The following is a 14,470-nucleotide window of genomic DNA, read 5'->3' as shown; positions in this document are numbered from 1 at the left end:
ACTCGCCGCCAGTGGCGCCGTCTCAGCCATCGTTCTGACGGCACTGCAATATCTTCTGAGACTCACGGATTTAGCTTCTGGCTCGATCTCGTCGTCCGGCCTGCGAAGACCTGCTTGGTGTCCCTGGCTGCGTCGATCGCGGCTGGCGCGGTTTTCGATGCGGCGAAATTCTATTGGGGCACGGCTCTGAATGTGGCGGTCCTGGCGACACAGACCGCCCTCGGCAAGGGAATTGCTGGCGCGGCAGCCCATCGCACCGAATCCGTCGACCCTTCCGATCGCGACGTAAAAGGAAGCGAATGGGTAGTCGCAGGCTTAGGTGAACAGTTGGCTAAGGTGTGTGCGCGGGATTTCAGGGCGACATTGATCGATGCCGCCGAACGCTGGGGTGTACCAAGGTTGTTGGACAGGTCCTCTTGCTTGAGAGGATTTGCTCTCATGGCTGAGAAGCGTCGCCGGTTCAGCCCGCAGTTCAAGGCTGAGGCTGTGCAGGTGGTGGTAGAAGTCGGGAGGTTCATTTCCGATGTCGCGCGGGATCTGGGGATCGAGCGGAAGTTCTCAGCCATTCGCTACAACCTGGCCAAAATGTCGGCGTCGCCGGGGTCGGTGCGAATAAATGTGGCGTCCTTGGCATCAAGGTAAAGTGAGACCGTCCGCCGCTCGGTTCAATTATATCTGCACGGCGAGACCTGAAAACGTTGTGATTGGGTGACAAGAGCTGCAAAGCAAGGGGGAGAAATGTTCAATCAAGCGAGCGATGAACTTCGAGATCTGCCATCGACAACTGGCTCTCTGCCCGCGTGGTGGCAGTTCGGGAGGAGACGACGGCAGCAGCGAGCTAAGACGGAGGCACGGGCCCGTCATCGGGGAGAGCCGCCCTACCTGCATGACCTGGCGATCGCTCGGCATGATAAGGAGGCAGATGCGGGTCCTGGGCAAAGATACGAAGAGTGCTTCGCGGCCTTCAGGGAGAAGTTTTATGCCATCCATTTCGTTTGCTTCAGCGATTGCACGACCGCGGCGATTGCGGAAGTGACGCCGGCTCGGCCGCCGTACGACTACCCATCACAAAAGCACTGGCGGATACTGCCGCACAGCAGTGAGCAGAAGTGGAACGCTTGGCGTGAGGTCGTGGTCAATATGCCGCCCCACGAAGAGTTCGCGCAACGAAATGCCGAGCTTTCGGCGTTGGCGGCACTCTACCTGCGCGCGTCGCACTTCACTGACCCTGAAGATAGCGCCTTCTGTCATCGTCTGGTTCGGTTGGCCCTCCAGCAATGTATTCGCAGCTATGACGATGAAGCCAGCGAGCCTTCGGTGGTTGGCGGCATGCTCAAACGTGATCCGGAGCCAACAGACATGGTGGCTGCCACGCGGCAGCTGCATAAGGATGCCGAAGGTGTCTACCACCGGTGCGCCCAGCGACGAACCGTATCCCACTACGTCTTCGGCATGCTGCTGGGGGTCGGCGCTCTTGCCGTCATGATCGCTGTCAACCTGGTGGCCTTCAAGGGGCTGGAGAACCAAAACGTGAAGCTGCCCACGGACATGGAGGGCCTCGTCACCCTGGGCCACCTGCTCGGGGCCGCCGGAGCCGTGTCCAGTGTTCTGCTTCGCATCACGTCGTCGAAGGTCGACATGGATGTCGAATCAACACGACATGGGTGGCGAATTTGGTCTAACCCAGCTATGCAGCGCGGGCTGATGCGGGTCGTCATTGGTTCACTGTTCGGCGGCGTTGCGGCTTGGTTCATGCGGGCTGGACTCCTGGGACCGGACGCACTGCAGGCCGGTACGGACAACAGCGTTGCAATCGCAGGAGTGATCGCTTACGCCGCGGGCTTCAGCGAGCGTTTCATCCCCGACATTGTCTTGCGGCAGGCCCCGAAGCGGAGCGAAGGCTAAGTCGCTTGCGAGCCAGAACGCCGTTTCAGCACTCGCCTCGCCACGTCCCACACTGGATTACCATGCGGCGCCGCGCTCTCCTACGACTCACCAAGTCGATCGCGCCGATGGCCCGCGTTACTCGGCTCGGCCGCAGGCGGCATTCCAAGCCGGCGTAGACAACTCGGCTCGCGTGATGCGCTCCTACCTGGACCCCTCGGAAATCGATCGCGTGATCCTGACCCGTAGGTACTGGGTGCTTCAGCCCACCCCGATCGAGTCCATTGACCCTCGCGATCTGTGTCCGTCGGGGCATTCGCCAGGTCAGGATCCCCATCGCCGCGGTCATGGGTGGCAGGGATCCACCGTTTGCGCGATCCTAAAAAGATCCTCACTACACGGGCTTCGCGATCTACCCGCGTTGCCAGAAGGTCGAGGAGCTGCTCGACCCTGACGATGTGGCCGCGGGACCTATAGTGCGGTTTCGCAAATCACCGACATCGAGGTCGTTCGATCCCGCGAGCCGGCCCATCCGGCAATCGTGCCGGTGAACGACTTCACCCGAGACCAGTTGGAGATCCGAGCTCGACGTGGTGCGACGGCCGCGAGCAGACATCGCGCGAGCGGACGCGGGTTCGCACGCCCCACATCTACCTGTTCAGAGGTCGCGTTCGATGCACTATCTGCGGTCGCAAGATGGAGGGCGCGATGCGCTGGAACACTGCGTTCTGTCGCTGTGCCGCACGCACGCCTGCCCGGGATCGAGCGCCGTCACGAACCATCCGCCGACGGTGTGTCTGCGGGAAGATCAACTCAGCAGCAAGCTCAATGATTGGATCGCGACGCTCTTCAGTCCTGGGCACGTCGATGCCACCGTTGACGCGTTGGCGATCGCGGCCAATGAAAGCAGCCCCGAGAAGCGTGCCGAGGCGGAGTTCGGGCAGAGGATCGCCGCAGCAGAGGGAGCGATGGTGCGGCTTCGCCGCGCTTTGGACGCGGGGTGGGATCCGACCGAGCTGACCAGTCAGTATAACGCGGCAGCGGCGGAGAAGCGTGTGGCGGAGGCGGGCGTGGCGTCCATCGAGGCCCGAAACGGCTGACGCGAAGGAGATCCGAGCGGTCGGGACCACCTGGCCGATGTCGTTCGTGCGCTCGATCGGGTGAACCGCGACGACCTGGCTGAGTTGTACGAGGCGCTGCGTCTGACAGTCAAATACGACCATCGAACGCGCGGGTGGCTGAAGTCTCAGTCACGCCTGCCCGCGTGTGGATAGTGTGTGTCCGAGGGGGGACTTGAACCCCCACGCCCCGCGAAGGGCACTAGCACCTCAAGCTAGCGCGTCTGCCTATTCCGCCACCCGGACGAGTGGTCCGCACCGGTGAGCGGTGCTGACCGGAGAACAGTAGCAAAGACCATGGGTGGAATTCACATCGGGGCTCGGAGGGTCGTGGGCGGCCTGGGGGTGATCTGGTCGGTGGGGTGGGGGAGGATGGCGGCATGACTACTCCGACCTCCAGTGAGCGTACGTCGTACACCCCGGACGCCGAGGTGGTGGAGCTCTGCAGTGAGCTGATCCGGATCGACACCACGAACTACGGCAACGGCAAGAGCAACGGTGAGCGGGTCGCGGCGGAGTACGTCGCGGCGAAGCTGGACGAGGTCGGGATCGAGTCGACGATCTACGAGTCGGAGCCGGGCCGGGCGACGTTGGTCGCCCACTGGGACGGCGAGGACCAGGATGCGGACCCGTTGCTCGTCCACGGGCACCTCGACGTCGTACCGGCGGACCCGAAGGACTGGAAGGTGGACCCGTTCGCCGGCGAGATCTTCGACGGGTGCGTGTGGGGCCGGGGCGCGGTCGACATGAAGGACTTCGACGCGATGGTGCTGTCGGTGGTCCGGGCGCGGCAGCGGGCCGGGGTGAAGCCGCGGCGGCCGGTCCGGCTGGTGTTCACCGCGGACGAGGAGGCCGGTGGGGTGTACGGCGCCCAGTGGCTGGTCGCCAACCACCCGGACACGGTCGCGGACTGCACCGAGGGGATCGGCGAGGTCGGCGGGTTCTCGGTGACGGTGAAGGACGACCTGCGGCTGTACCTGATCGAGACCGCGGAGAAGGGCATGAGCTGGATGCGGCTCAAGGCCCGGGGTACGGCGGGCCACGGTTCGATGATCAACAACGACAACGCGGTCACGAACCTGGTCGAGGCGGTCACCCGGATCGGCGGGCACGAGTGGCCGCTACGGCTGACCCCGACGGTGCGGGAGTTCCTGAAGACGCTGGAGGACGTGCTCGAGGTCGAGCTGGACCCCGACGACATGACCGCGACGCTGGCCAAGCTGGGCAGCTTCAGCCGGATGTTCGGCGCCACCATCCGGAACACGGCGAACCCGACGATGCTGAACGCCGGCTACAAGGTGAACGTGATCCCGGGCGACGCCGAGGCGCACGTCGACGGCCGGTTCCTGCCCGGGTACGAGGACGAGTTCTTCGCCACCATCGACGAGCTGATCGGCGACAAGGTGCAGCGCGAGGCCGTGGTCGAGGACATCGCGCTGGAGACCGAGTTCAGCGGTGGCCTGGTCGAAGCGATGAAGGCGTGCCTGGCGGCCGAGGACCCGCAGAGCCGGACGGCGCCGCTGCTGATGTCGGGCGGTACGGACGCCAAGTCGTGGAGCCGCCTCGGCGTCCGCTGCTTCGGGTTCGTCCCGTTGCAGCTGCCGCCGGACCTGGACTTCATGGGCATGTTCCACGGCATCGACGAACGCGTGCCGACCGCGTCCCTCGAGTTCGGCTCCCGCGTCCTCGACCGCTTCTTCGACGAGGTGTAGCCGGCCGAGGTACAGGTCAGCGCTTCAGCCGCGGCGGCCGGTGGGTGATCTCCTCGATGTCCTGGGCCGCCGCGAGCACCAGCCGGTGGGACAGCTCCGACAGCGCCCGCGCGGCCGCGAGCTCGTCGCCGATCTGCGGTACTTCGACGTCGTGCGGGTGCCGGTACGCCGTACCGCGGCCGGCCAACTGTTCTCCGTCGGTCCGCAACCGGGCCTCGGCGTGCGTGGTCCGCTCGCCTTCCTGCTCGTCGATCTCGATGTCGACCGTCCAGTGCCGTACTGTCATCGGACTCACCCCCGACCAGCGTCGTCCCGCGGAGGCCCCGCTCACAAGAGGTTGAGGGTGGCTCGGAGGTTCGGGAGGTGCCGGACGAGCGGCTTGGGCGGCGTCGGGCTGGTGACGAGCGAGAGCGTGAGCCGGTAGCGGAAGGGGGCCGGGACCAGGCGTTCGCCGGGGCGGAGCTCGGTGGCGAGCGCGCTGTGCGGCACCAGGGCCAACTGAGTACGGCGGCGTGCCATGCCGACCGTGGTCCCGAGCGTCACGCCCCGGCGTGGGACGGCGCCGAGTGCGACCAGCCGGGCGTGGATCTCCTCGGCGCCACGGTCGTAGGTGGAGAACGGGATCGGGCGGTCCTTCAGCGGCTGCTTGCCGCGGCCGGGCGGCGCGGCGCCCGCTGGGACGAACAGCACGAGCTCATCACGGCCGACCCGGCGGGCGATGGTGCCGCGGGGAAGCGCCATCTGGTCGGCGATGGCGATGAACGCGGCATCCATGGTGCCTTGGGCGATCCGCTCGACCAGGAAGTGGCCGTGGTCCACCTGCTGCTGGATGTCCAGGTCGGGCAGCGCCGCGTCGAGGACGGGAAAGAGGACCGGCGCCAGGCTGGCGAACGTGCCGATCACGAGCCGGTGGCCGGCGGCGGCCGCGCGGGCGGCGTCGTACACCTCCTCGAGGTGGCTGAGGATCTGGTCGGCCCGGCGGCTGAGCTCGGCCCCGGCGGGTGTCGGGCGGGCGCCGCGGGTGTCGCGCTCGAACAGCTTGGCCCCGCACATCCGCTCGAGCCGGGCCAGTCGTTGGGACGCCGACGGTTGCGAGATGCGCAGCTCGCGGGCGGCGGTGCCGACCGAACCCGTCCGGCTGATCGCCTGCACGAGGCGGAGGTCCTCGACCGCGGGTAATGAAGCCATAGGTGCAGCCTATGACGGCCGCCGAGCTCTCGCTGCCTACCTGGCCCACTTCATATCTCTAAGAATCAAAGGCATGAGTGCTCGACGCGAGGCATTCGCGCTGCTGGCAGGCGGGAGCGCGGCGGACCTGGCGTTCCGGATCGCACAGGTTGCGTTGCCGCTCGTCATCCTGCACGAGACCGGATCGGTCGCGGCGACCGGACTGGTCGGCGGTGCGTCCGGCATACCGGTACTGCTCTCGCCATGGTGGGCCAGGAAGGCGCGCCAGTGGGTTGACTCGGGTCCGCGGCTCGCGGTGGTCGCCGGCGTACAGGCGCTGGCGCTCGCGCTAGTGCCGGCGGCGGTGGAACTGGGGCTGTTGACTGTCGAGTTGCTGGCCGTCAGCGGCCTGCTGCTCGGCTGTGGTGAGGCACTCGCGACCCCCGGCCGGTCAGCACTGCTGGCCGACACCGGAGACCGATGGGGTGAGGGGAAGGCCGTCGTACTGCTCACCTGGCAGGACGGCCTGCGCAGGATCGGCATGATGGTCGGCCCGGTCGTCGGGGCGTTCGCGGTGGCGACAGGTTTCACCAACGGCCTGCTGTGGGTTGAGGCGGTCTCCGTCCTGTCAGCTGGACTCCTGGCGGTCGGCGTCAAGGCAGACCGGCCGCCCGAACGCATCTCGACCCCGTCGATCCGCGCGAGCCTGCGTCAGCGGCCCGAGGTGCTCTACGGCTGGATCATGCGGGGGACCGGCTGTGTCACCTGGTTCGCGTTCACGCTCGGCCTGTCGGTGATCGGCGCGCAGCGCGGCGAGCCTGGCGTCTACCTCGCCGCCGGGATGACCGGGTACGGCGTGGGCTCGGTGATCGGCACGGCCATTTCGCTGGCCGTCGTACGCCGGTCGCCGCCGGTGCTCCTGGTCGGGCTGGCCTGGGCGGTCATGGGCTTGTGCTGGGCGGCGATGGGCCTGTGGACGCATCCGCCGCTCATCGCGCTGATGGGGGCACTGGCGGGCGTCAGCGTAGTCCTCGGGATCGCGGCCATCTCAGTGCTGATCACCAGGACCTCGAGCGGCCCGGAACGGCGAGCGTTGCTCTCCGGCCAGACGGTCGTCGTCAACGCCGGGAGCTCGGCCGGGCTGCTGGCCGGTGGGCCGATCATCGCCACCGCCGGAGCCGAGACCACCTTGGTCGGCGCCGGCCTGCTCACGACCGCCGTCGCCCTAGCAGTCTTGATGAATGCGCACCGGTCGCGACGCCAGGCTGCCGACCTACGGGACCGCGTCGGTCACAGGGTGCGCATGACGCGGATGATGCGGCGGCGGAGCCAGACCCGGCGGGTGCCGTCGGGGTAGCGGCGGAGGCGGGCCAGCTCCCAGCCGCCGTACTCGGCGTGCTCGGTCAGGAGCCGGCGGACCGCACCGCGCGACTCCGTCCTGGACACCTCGAACTGCTGCAGCTCGTATTCGGCCATCCGCACCTCCGGTCCTGCTCTACGACACGTCCTCCAGCGCTGCCACGATCGCGGGCGGGAGGGTGAGCTCCTCCACACCCAGGACCGACTTCAGCTGCATCGCCGTCCGGGCCCCGACAATCGCCGCCGACACCCCCGGCCGGTCCCGCACCCAGGTGAGCGCCACCTCGAGCGGTGTCCAGCCGAGCCCGTCCGCGGCCCGCGCGACTGCCTCCACGATGCCCGACCCGCGGCCGTCCAGGTAGGGGTCGACGAATCTGGACAGATGCTGGGACGCCGCCCGGGAGTCCGCCGGGATCCCGGTGCGGTACTTCCCAGTCAACACACCCCGGCCAAGCGGCGACCAGGCGAGGACGCCGATCCCCAGCCCGCCGGCCGCCCGGATCGCGTCCGCCTCGGCGTCCCGGGCGAGCAGCGAGTACTCCACCTGGTTGGACACCGGGACCGCGCGGCCGGGCCACGCCTGCTGCCAGGTGACCGCCCGGGCCGACTTCCAGCCCGCGTAGTTCGAGATGCCGACGTACCGCACCTTGCCGGAGTTGACCGCGTGGTCGAGCGCGGAGAGCGTTTCCTCCAGCGGCACGTCGTCGGACCAGGTGTGCAGCTGCCAGAGATCGATGTGGTCGATGTTCAGCCGGCGCAGCGAGCCCTCCAGGTCGCGCAGCAGGGCCCCGCGGGAAGTGTCGGTGATCCGCTCACCGCGGCGGACGCTGAACCCGGCCTTGGTCGCGATCACCAGGTCGTCGCGCTCGACCACGTCGCCGAGCAGCGATCCGATCAGTCGCTCGCTGTCACCGTCGCCGTACGCCGCCGCCGTGTCGATCAGCGTCCCGCCGGCGGCCACGAACGCCGCCAGTTGCTCGCGCGCCTCGTGCTCGTCGGTGTCCCGCCCCCAGGACATGGTGCCGAGGCCGAGACGGCTCACCGCCAGTCCACTGTGACCGAGATAGCGCTGCTGCATGAGCCGAGCCTATTGGCCGCCACCGACAACGGCTCGTTAGGCTCGCCTGTCATGCGACTCGGACTCAACATCGGCTTCGTCTTCGGTGGCGACGACCATCTGGATCATCTGAGGCTGGTGAAGGAGGCCGAACGGCTCGGTTTCGCGGTCACCTGGGCCGCGGAGGCGTACGGCTCGGACGCCGCCACGCTGCTCACCTGGATCGCCGCCCAGACCTCCACCATCGACGTCGGCGCGGCCGTGTTCCAGATCCCGGCCCGGACGCCGGCGATGACCGCGATGACGGCGGCCACCCTGGACCGGCTGTCGAACGGCCGGTTCCGGCTGGGCCTGGGCGTGTCCGGGCCGCAGGTCTCCGAGGGCTGGCACGGCGTCCGCTTCGGCAAGCCGCTGGCGCGCACCCGCGAGTACGTCGCGATCGTGAACGCGGCCATGCGGCGTGAGACGGTGTCCTTCGAGGGGGACCACTTCACGCTGCCGCTGCCCGACGGCCCGGGCAAGCCGCTGAAGCTGTCCATCCACCCGCTCCGCGACCACGTGCCGGTGTATCTGGCCGCGGTCGGCCCGAAGAACCTCGAGCTGGCCGGCGAGATCGCCGACGGCTGGCTCGGCATCCTGAACGACCCCGCCTATCTGGGAGAGCAGTTGACGCACATCAGGACGGGCCGTGAGACCCGTCACGAAGGACTCGACGGCTTCGACGTCGTCGCGTCCGTTCCGGTGATGACCGGTGACGACCTGCAGGCCGCGGCCGACCCGATCCGCGGGTACGCCGCCCTCTACATCGGCGGCATGGGCAGCCGGGAGAAGAACTTCTACAACGCGCTCGCCGTCCGGATGGGGTACGCCGAGGAGGCCAAGCGGATCCAGGACCTCTACCTCGGCAAGCAGCACCGGGACGCGATGGCCGCCGTACCGCACGGGTTCATCGACTCGATCTCGCTGCTCGGCGGCAAGGAGCGGATGGCCGAGAAGCTGACCGCGTACGCCGAGGCCGGGGCGACCACGGTCGCGCTGACGCCGTTCGCGCCGACCGTGGAGCAGCGGATCGCCGACCTGCGGACGGTCGCCGAGGCGCTGGAGCTCGCCGGGGTGGGTGACTGAGTGTCGATCTGGGAAGCCATCCTCCTCGGCATCGTCGAGGGCCTGACCGAGTTCCTGCCGGTGTCGAGCACGGGGCACCTCACGATCACGTCGTACGCGCTCGGGCAGAAGATCGACGACCCGGCGATCACGGCGTTCACCGCGGTGATCCAGTTCGGCGCGATCGCGGCCGTGGTGCTGTTCATGTGGAAGGACATCCGGACATACGCCGCCGCGTGGTTCAAGGGACTGCGGCACCCGGAGTACCGGGGTGAGTTCGACCACCGGATGGGCTGGTTCGTGATCGTCGGCTCGCTGCCGATCTGCATCGTCGGGTACCTCGGGCGGGAGATCATCTCGGGCCCGCTGCGGAGCATGTGGTGGGTCGCGGGCTCGCTGATCGGCTGGTCGGTGGTGATGGTCGCGGCCGAGCGGCTGAGCAGCAAGAGCCGGCCGCTGACCCGGATCACGCTGATCGACTCGGTTGTGATGGGCGTCATCCAGTGCCTCGCGCTCATCCCCGGGGTCTCGCGCTCCGGCGCCACCATCTCGGCCGGCCTCTTCTGCGGCCTGGACCGGGTGGCGGCGACGAAGATGGCGTTCCTGCTGGGCATCCCGGCGCTGGTCGGTGCGGCGATCTTCGAGCTACCGCACGCCCTGGACGGCTCCGTCGGCCTGGTCCCGGTGCTGGTCGGCACGGTCGTCAGTTTCTTCGTCGCCTACGCGTCGGTTGCCTGGCTCCTGAAGTTCGTCGCCAAGCACACCATCGAGGTCTTCGCCTTCTACCGCATCCTCCTCGGCATCGTCATCGTCATCCTCCTGGCCACCAGCACCATCACCGCAACCTAGAGCCAGCCGACCTTGCGGAAGAAGCGGTGCATGGTGAGGCAGACGGTGGCCATCAGGAGGAGTACGGCGTAGTAGCCGTAGTGCCAGCGGAGTTCGGGCATGTTGTCGAAGTTCATGCCGTAGATCCCGGCCACCATGGTCGGCACCGCGGCGATCGCGACCCAGGCGGAGATCTTGCGCATGTCGTCGTTCTGCTGGACCGAGACGCGGGCCAGGTGCGCGGCGAGGGCGGACGTCAGCAGGGTGTCGAGGGAGTCGGTCTGGTCCGACACCCGGCTGACGTGGTCGGCGACGTCGCGGAAGAACGGCGCGGCCTTCGGGCTGATCCCCGGTACGCCGTGGGCGAACTGCTCCATCGGGTCGCGCAGCGGCTGGATCGCGCGGCGCATCTCGAGCACCTCGCGCTTGAGTTTGTAGATCCGCTCGGCGTCGCTGGTGCGCTCGGGGGAGAACACCGAGCTCTCCACCTCGTCGACGTCGACCTCGACCTGCTCGGCCACCTCCTCGTACCCGTCGACCACGGAGTCGCAGACCGCCCAGAGGGCGGCGGCCGGTCCGTGGCCGAGCACGGCGGCGCGGTCCTCCAGCTGCTGCCTGGTGGTGGCCAGCTCGCCGCCTTCACCGTGCCGGACGGTGACGACGTACCGCGGGCCGACGAAAACGCTCACCTGGCCGGTCTCGACGGCGTCGCCCTCGTCGACGTACCAGAGGGTGCGGAGTACGACGACGATCGCGTCGCCGTACCGCTCGACCTTGGGCCGCTGGTGCGCCTTCAGGGCGTCCTCGACGGCGAGCTCGTGCAGGCCGAACAGCCGTTGCACCCGGCGCATCTCGGTGTCCGACGGCTCGTGCAGGCCGACCCAGCCGAACGCCGCGCCGTCGTCGTCGATGGCCTGGGCAACGGTCTCGGGATCCTTCGGCAGGTCCTGCCGTTCGCCCTCGGCGTAGACGCCGCAGTCCACGATCACAGCACCATCATGGCACCGGGTGCTGCCGGAAACTTGCCGGCACCGGATACCGTGCAGGTCATGCCCACGGTGATCCTGGTCCGCCACGGCCGCAGCGCCGCGAACACATCCGGCACGCTGGCCGGCCGGACGCCGGGAGTGAAGCTGGACGAGACCGGTCTGCAGCAGGCCGAGGCGGTCGGGCGGCGGCTGGCCGAGCTGCCGTTGGCGACGGTCGTCACCTCGCCGCTGGAGCGGTGCAAGCAGACCGCGGCCGCGATCGCGAAGCACCACCCCGAGTTGCGTCCGGCAACGGATCGGCGACTGACCGAGTGCGGGTACGGCGACTGGACCGGGCAGAAGCTGACGACGCTGATGAAGGACCCGCTGTGGGCGGTCGTGCAGCAGCACCCGTCGGCGGTGACGTTCCCGAACGGGGAGTCGATGCGGGCGATGCAGCAGCGCGCGGTGGACGCCGTCCGCGCGCACGACGCGGCGCTCGCGCAGACCCACGGTGATGGCGCGCTGTGGGTGGCGGTGTCGCACGGCGACGTGATCAAGGCGATCGTCGCGGACGCGCTCGCGCAGCACCTGGACACCTTCCAGCGGATCGTCGTGGACACCGCGACCACCACGATCATCACCTACACCAAGACCCGCCCGTTCCTGGTCCGCCTGAACGACTCCGGCAGCGAGCTCCAGAGCCTGATCCCGAAGCCGACCACCAGGAAGCGCACCAGAAAGCAGACCTCGGACGCAGTAGTAGGCGGACGGTAACAAGAACATGCCCGTCAGCCCCGTGCCTACTGCGCGGCACCTCGGTGGCGCATCTGGCTGCACTGGTGGCAAGGTCACGATGCTCCGCATCGAGCCCTCGCCCCCAGCACACCCAGCTACACCACCGAGCACCTGCTCGCGACGGCACGGGACTGACGGGCATGTTCTAGGGTCTAGTCATGGCGCGAGTTGTGCATTCCTACGACGACCCGGACCGGTTCGTCGCCGGCACCGTGGGGGAACCCGGTGCGAGGACGTTCTTCCTGCAGGCCCGGGAGGGGGCCCGGCTGACCTCGGTGGCCTGTGAGAAGGAACAGGTGATGGCGCTCGCGGAGCGGCTGGACGTGATGCTGGACGAGGTCGCCCGGCGGTTCGACCGCGAGCCGGTGAGCCCGGCCGCGGTGGACGACACCGATCCGCTGGAGCAGCCGATCGAGGAAGAGTTCCGGGCCGGCACGATGACGCTCGCCTGGGAGGCGGACGCCGAGCGGGTGGTGATCGAGGTGTTCTCGGTGGTCACCGGCGAGCAGGCCGAGCTGGAGGAGACCGACCCGGTCGCGGCCGCGATGGAGTCCGAGGACGCCGAGGTGTTCGTCGTCCGGATCAGCGAGGAGCAGGCCCGCGCGTTCGCCCGGCGGGCGGTCGCGCTGGTCGCCTCGGGCCGGCCGAGCTGCCCATTCTGCGGGCGCCCGATCGACCCGGAGGGCCACATCTGCCCGCGCGCCAACGGCTATCGCAGGCATCTGCCCGAATGATCGACCTGGACCTGCTCGCCCAGGGGGAGCTCTCCCTGCACGGCCGGTTGGTGGCGGCGTCGAACGGGACGTTCCAGGGCTCGGTGAGCCGGGGCCAGGACTCCGCGACGGTGGTCTACAAACCGGTCCAGGGCGAGCGACCGCTGTGGGACTTCCCCGACGGCACGCTGGCTCAGCGCGAGTACGCGTCGTACGTCGTCTCGGAGGCGCTCGGCTGGTCGCTGGTGCCGCCGACGCTGTTGCGCGACGGGCCGCTCGGCGAGGGCATGGTGCAGCTGTGGATCGACGAGGCCGACCTCGGACCGGACGCGACCGAGCTGGTCGACATCGTGCCGCAGGGCCGGGTGCCGGACGGCTGGATCGGTGTGCTCGACGCGCTCGACGGCCGGCACAACCCGGTGACGCTGGTGCACGCGGACAACCAGGCGCTGCGCAGGATGGCCGTGTTCGATGCCGTGGTCAACAATGCGGACCGCAAGGGCGGCCACGTGCTGAACACCGGCGACGGGCGGGTGTACGGCGTCGACCACGGCGTCACGTTCAACGCCGACGACAAGCTGCGGACCGTGCTCTGGGGCTGGGCCGGTGAGCCGATCCCGGGCGACGTGCTGGAGGACGTCCGCGCGCTCGCCGACCAACTCGCCGGCGGACTCGGGCAGCGGCTGTGCGAGCTGATCACCGCGGTCGAGCTGACCGCGACCCGGGAGCGGTGCGCGATGCTGCTGAAGACCGGCGTCCACCCCTACCCGAGCGACGACTGGCCGGCCATTCCCTGGCCCGCTTTCTGACCGGTCAGGTAGGTGCTGGGGCTCGCGCCGCGTTCGCGTTTGAAGGCGGCGCTGAAGCTGAAGGCGTCCGCGTACCCGACCCGGCGGGCGACCACGGCGACGGTCGCACCGGGCTCGGTGAGCAGGTCGGCCGCGAGCGTCATCCGGAGCTCGGTCAGGTAGGCGAGCGGCGCCTGACCGGTCAGCTCGGTGAAGCGTCGTACGAGCGTCGTCCGGGAGACGGCGGCCACCTCGGCGAGACCGGCGAGCGTCCATCCGGCTACCGGAGAGCCGTGCATCGCGTGCAGGACCGGGCCGACCACGTGGTCGCCGAGGGCGTCGTACCAGGGCGGCCGGTTGCCTTCGAACCAGTCGCGCAGGGTGCAGACCATCAGCCAGTCGAGCAGGCGGTCGAGGACGACGTGCCGGCCGAGGGCGCCGGCGGCGACGCGTTCCTGGAGGTAGTCGCGCAGGGGTGCGCAGTCGTGGTCCTCGGTGATCACCACCAGCGGCGGGAGCTCGTCGAGCAGGCGGCGGGGGAGTTCCTGCCGGACGTGGTAGGCGCCGGCCAGCAGGACGGTGCCGTGGTCGACCGGACCGGGTGAGTCGATCCGGCCGTCGCAGTACACGTCCAGCGCGGGACCGGTCCGCGCGGGATCGTCGGTGAACAGGAACTCGGCCGGCCCGCGGACGACCGCGGTCTCGCCCGGCCGGATCCGGCGGGGTTCGGCGCCGGCGACGACGAGCCAGCCGTCGCCGAGCAGGGGTGCCACCAGCGTCAGCGCCGCGCCCTCGGTGAAGCGGAGCGCGTACGGCGGGGCGAGCACCGGCGTACCGAGGACGGCGCCCTCGGCGCGCAGGCCGCGCAGCAGGTCGTCGAGAGGATCCACACAGCCACGATAGGTGGGCCGGACGGACATGCGGACGGTCCGGTCGCCCATGGGGCCGGCGGGTGATCCCGGATTGACTCGGGA

General features: G+C 68.9%; 16 protein-coding genes and 1 tRNA gene. 10 read left to right on the top strand and 7 right to left on the bottom strand.

The features are described 5' to 3' along the window. The first annotated feature begins 117 nt into the window (after positions 1-117). The 3 genes from ACQPYZ_RS19745 (at position 118) to ACQPYZ_RS19735 (ending at position 2,984) form a co-directional block, all read left to right on the top strand. Positions 118-642, top strand: coding sequence for a transposase (locus ACQPYZ_RS19745; RefSeq protein ID WP_433157858.1), 525 nt, complete (start codon positions 118-120; stop codon positions 640-642). Positions 643-738: 96 nt separating this feature from the next. After that, entirely contained in the window at positions 739-1,905 is a 1,167-nt protein-coding gene (locus tag ACQPYZ_RS19740) for a hypothetical protein (protein ID WP_433157855.1), read from the top strand. A 653-nt stretch (positions 1,906-2,558) separates the two neighbouring features. Beyond that, the gene (locus tag ACQPYZ_RS19735; protein WP_433157852.1) at positions 2,559-2,984 is read left to right on the top strand and encodes a hypothetical protein; all 426 of its coding nucleotides are present in this window, start codon (positions 2,559-2,561) and stop codon (positions 2,982-2,984) included. Positions 2,985-3,162: 178 nt separating this feature from the next. Here the strand turns inward: ACQPYZ_RS19735 and ACQPYZ_RS19730 are convergent. After that, a tRNA-Leu gene (locus ACQPYZ_RS19730) sits at positions 3,163-3,248 on the bottom strand. A gap of 134 nt (positions 3,249-3,382) precedes the next feature. Here ACQPYZ_RS19730 and ACQPYZ_RS19725 point away from each other — a divergent pair. Further along, on the top strand, positions 3,383-4,714 hold the full coding sequence (locus tag ACQPYZ_RS19725; RefSeq protein WP_433157849.1) for a M20/M25/M40 family metallo-hydrolase: 1,332 nt from the start codon (positions 3,383-3,385) through the stop codon (positions 4,712-4,714). Between the two features lie 16 nt (positions 4,715-4,730). On the opposite strand, the gene ACQPYZ_RS19720 is transcribed toward ACQPYZ_RS19725, so the two are convergent. Together ACQPYZ_RS19720 and ACQPYZ_RS19715 are read right to left on the bottom strand one after the other, a co-directional pair. Next, a complete protein-coding gene (locus ACQPYZ_RS19720; protein ID WP_433157846.1) occupies positions 4,731-5,000 on the bottom strand; it encodes a DUF1876 domain-containing protein in 270 nt (89 codons plus the stop codon). A gap of 41 nt (positions 5,001-5,041) precedes the next feature. Then, positions 5,042-5,902: a LysR family transcriptional regulator gene (locus ACQPYZ_RS19715; protein ID WP_433157844.1), complete on the bottom strand. Its 861-nt coding sequence runs from the start codon at positions 5,900-5,902 to the stop codon at positions 5,042-5,044. A 73-nt stretch (positions 5,903-5,975) separates the two neighbouring features. On the opposite strand from ACQPYZ_RS19715, the gene ACQPYZ_RS19710 reads away from it, so the two are divergent. Further along, positions 5,976-7,238: an MFS transporter gene (locus ACQPYZ_RS19710; RefSeq protein WP_433157842.1), complete on the top strand. Its 1,263-nt coding sequence runs from the start codon at positions 5,976-5,978 to the stop codon at positions 7,236-7,238. Here the strand turns inward: ACQPYZ_RS19710 and ACQPYZ_RS19705 are convergent. Together ACQPYZ_RS19705 and ACQPYZ_RS19700 are read right to left on the bottom strand one after the other, a co-directional pair. Further along, on the bottom strand, positions 7,172-7,357 hold the full coding sequence (locus ACQPYZ_RS19705) for a DUF5703 family protein (protein ID WP_130448421.1): 186 nt from the start codon (positions 7,355-7,357) through the stop codon (positions 7,172-7,174). The two genes, ACQPYZ_RS19710 and ACQPYZ_RS19705, sit on opposite strands and share 67 nt — an antisense overlap. A gap of 19 nt (positions 7,358-7,376) precedes the next feature. Then, complete coding sequence (locus ACQPYZ_RS19700) at positions 7,377-8,318, bottom strand: aldo/keto reductase (protein WP_433157840.1); 942 nt, start codon at positions 8,316-8,318, stop codon at positions 7,377-7,379. Positions 8,319-8,369: 51 nt separating this feature from the next. Between ACQPYZ_RS19700 and ACQPYZ_RS19695 the strand changes: the two genes are divergently transcribed. Both ACQPYZ_RS19695 and ACQPYZ_RS19690 read left to right on the top strand, forming a co-directional pair. After that, positions 8,370-9,422: an LLM class F420-dependent oxidoreductase gene (locus ACQPYZ_RS19695; protein ID WP_433157837.1), complete on the top strand. Its 1,053-nt coding sequence runs from the start codon at positions 8,370-8,372 to the stop codon at positions 9,420-9,422. Further along, positions 9,423-10,250: an undecaprenyl-diphosphate phosphatase gene (locus tag ACQPYZ_RS19690; RefSeq protein ID WP_433157834.1), complete on the top strand. Its 828-nt coding sequence runs from the start codon at positions 9,423-9,425 to the stop codon at positions 10,248-10,250. Here the strand turns inward: ACQPYZ_RS19690 and corA are convergent. Further along, positions 10,247-11,218: a magnesium/cobalt transporter CorA gene (gene corA, locus ACQPYZ_RS19685; RefSeq protein ID WP_433157832.1), complete on the bottom strand. Its 972-nt coding sequence runs from the start codon at positions 11,216-11,218 to the stop codon at positions 10,247-10,249. The genes ACQPYZ_RS19690 and corA overlap by 4 nt on opposite strands. 60 nt (positions 11,219-11,278) lie before the next feature. On the opposite strand from corA, the gene ACQPYZ_RS19680 reads away from it, so the two are divergent. The 3 genes from ACQPYZ_RS19680 (at position 11,279) to ACQPYZ_RS19670 (ending at position 13,517) form a co-directional block, all read left to right on the top strand. After that, positions 11,279-11,974, top strand: coding sequence for an MSMEG_4193 family putative phosphomutase (locus ACQPYZ_RS19680; RefSeq protein WP_433157829.1), 696 nt, complete (start codon positions 11,279-11,281; stop codon positions 11,972-11,974). Between the two features lie 179 nt (positions 11,975-12,153). Continuing rightward, positions 12,154-12,729, top strand: a complete 576-nt coding sequence (locus tag ACQPYZ_RS19675; RefSeq protein ID WP_433157826.1) for a DUF3090 domain-containing protein — start codon at positions 12,154-12,156, stop codon at positions 12,727-12,729. Continuing rightward, entirely contained in the window at positions 12,726-13,517 is a 792-nt protein-coding gene (locus ACQPYZ_RS19670; protein WP_433157824.1) for an SCO1664 family protein, read from the top strand. Before ACQPYZ_RS19675 ends, ACQPYZ_RS19670 begins: the two co-directional genes overlap by 4 nt. On the opposite strand, the gene ACQPYZ_RS19665 is transcribed toward ACQPYZ_RS19670, so the two are convergent. Beyond that, entirely contained in the window at positions 13,472-14,386 is a 915-nt protein-coding gene (locus ACQPYZ_RS19665; protein WP_433157822.1) for an AraC family transcriptional regulator, read from the bottom strand. The genes ACQPYZ_RS19670 and ACQPYZ_RS19665 overlap by 46 nt on opposite strands. Positions 14,387-14,470 lie beyond the last annotated feature (84 nt).

The organism is Kribbella sp. CA-247076 (genome assembly GCF_050942445.1).
Taxonomy (GTDB): Bacteria; Actinomycetota; Actinomycetes; order Propionibacteriales; family Kribbellaceae; genus Kribbella.
The sequence above is the reverse complement of the archived record's forward strand: the minus strand, read 5'-3'. Positions and strand labels throughout refer to the sequence as shown.

Coding starts and splice junctions, on each gene's coding strand:
- ACQPYZ_RS19740 (WP_433157855.1), top strand. CDS start 739: ATGTTCAATCAAGCGAGCGATGAACTTCGAGATCTGCCATCGACAACT.
- ACQPYZ_RS19735 (WP_433157852.1), top strand. CDS start 2,559: ATGCACTATCTGCGGTCGCAAGATGGAGGGCGCGATGCGCTGGAACAC.
- ACQPYZ_RS19725 (WP_433157849.1), top strand. CDS start 3,383: ATGACTACTCCGACCTCCAGTGAGCGTACGTCGTACACCCCGGACGCC.
- ACQPYZ_RS19720 (WP_433157846.1), bottom strand. CDS start 5,000: ATGACAGTACGGCACTGGACGGTCGACATCGAGATCGACGAGCAGGAA.
- ACQPYZ_RS19715 (WP_433157844.1), bottom strand. CDS start 5,902: ATGGCTTCATTACCCGCGGTCGAGGACCTCCGCCTCGTGCAGGCGATC.
- ACQPYZ_RS19710 (WP_433157842.1), top strand. CDS start 5,976: ATGAGTGCTCGACGCGAGGCATTCGCGCTGCTGGCAGGCGGGAGCGCG.
- ACQPYZ_RS19705 (WP_130448421.1), bottom strand. CDS start 7,357: ATGGCCGAATACGAGCTGCAGCAGTTCGAGGTGTCCAGGACGGAGTCG.
- ACQPYZ_RS19700 (WP_433157840.1), bottom strand. CDS start 8,318: ATGCAGCAGCGCTATCTCGGTCACAGTGGACTGGCGGTGAGCCGTCTC.
- ACQPYZ_RS19695 (WP_433157837.1), top strand. CDS start 8,370: ATGCGACTCGGACTCAACATCGGCTTCGTCTTCGGTGGCGACGACCAT.
- ACQPYZ_RS19680 (WP_433157829.1), top strand. CDS start 11,279: ATGCCCACGGTGATCCTGGTCCGCCACGGCCGCAGCGCCGCGAACACA.
- ACQPYZ_RS19675 (WP_433157826.1), top strand. CDS start 12,154: ATGGCGCGAGTTGTGCATTCCTACGACGACCCGGACCGGTTCGTCGCC.
- ACQPYZ_RS19670 (WP_433157824.1), top strand. CDS start 12,726: ATGATCGACCTGGACCTGCTCGCCCAGGGGGAGCTCTCCCTGCACGGC.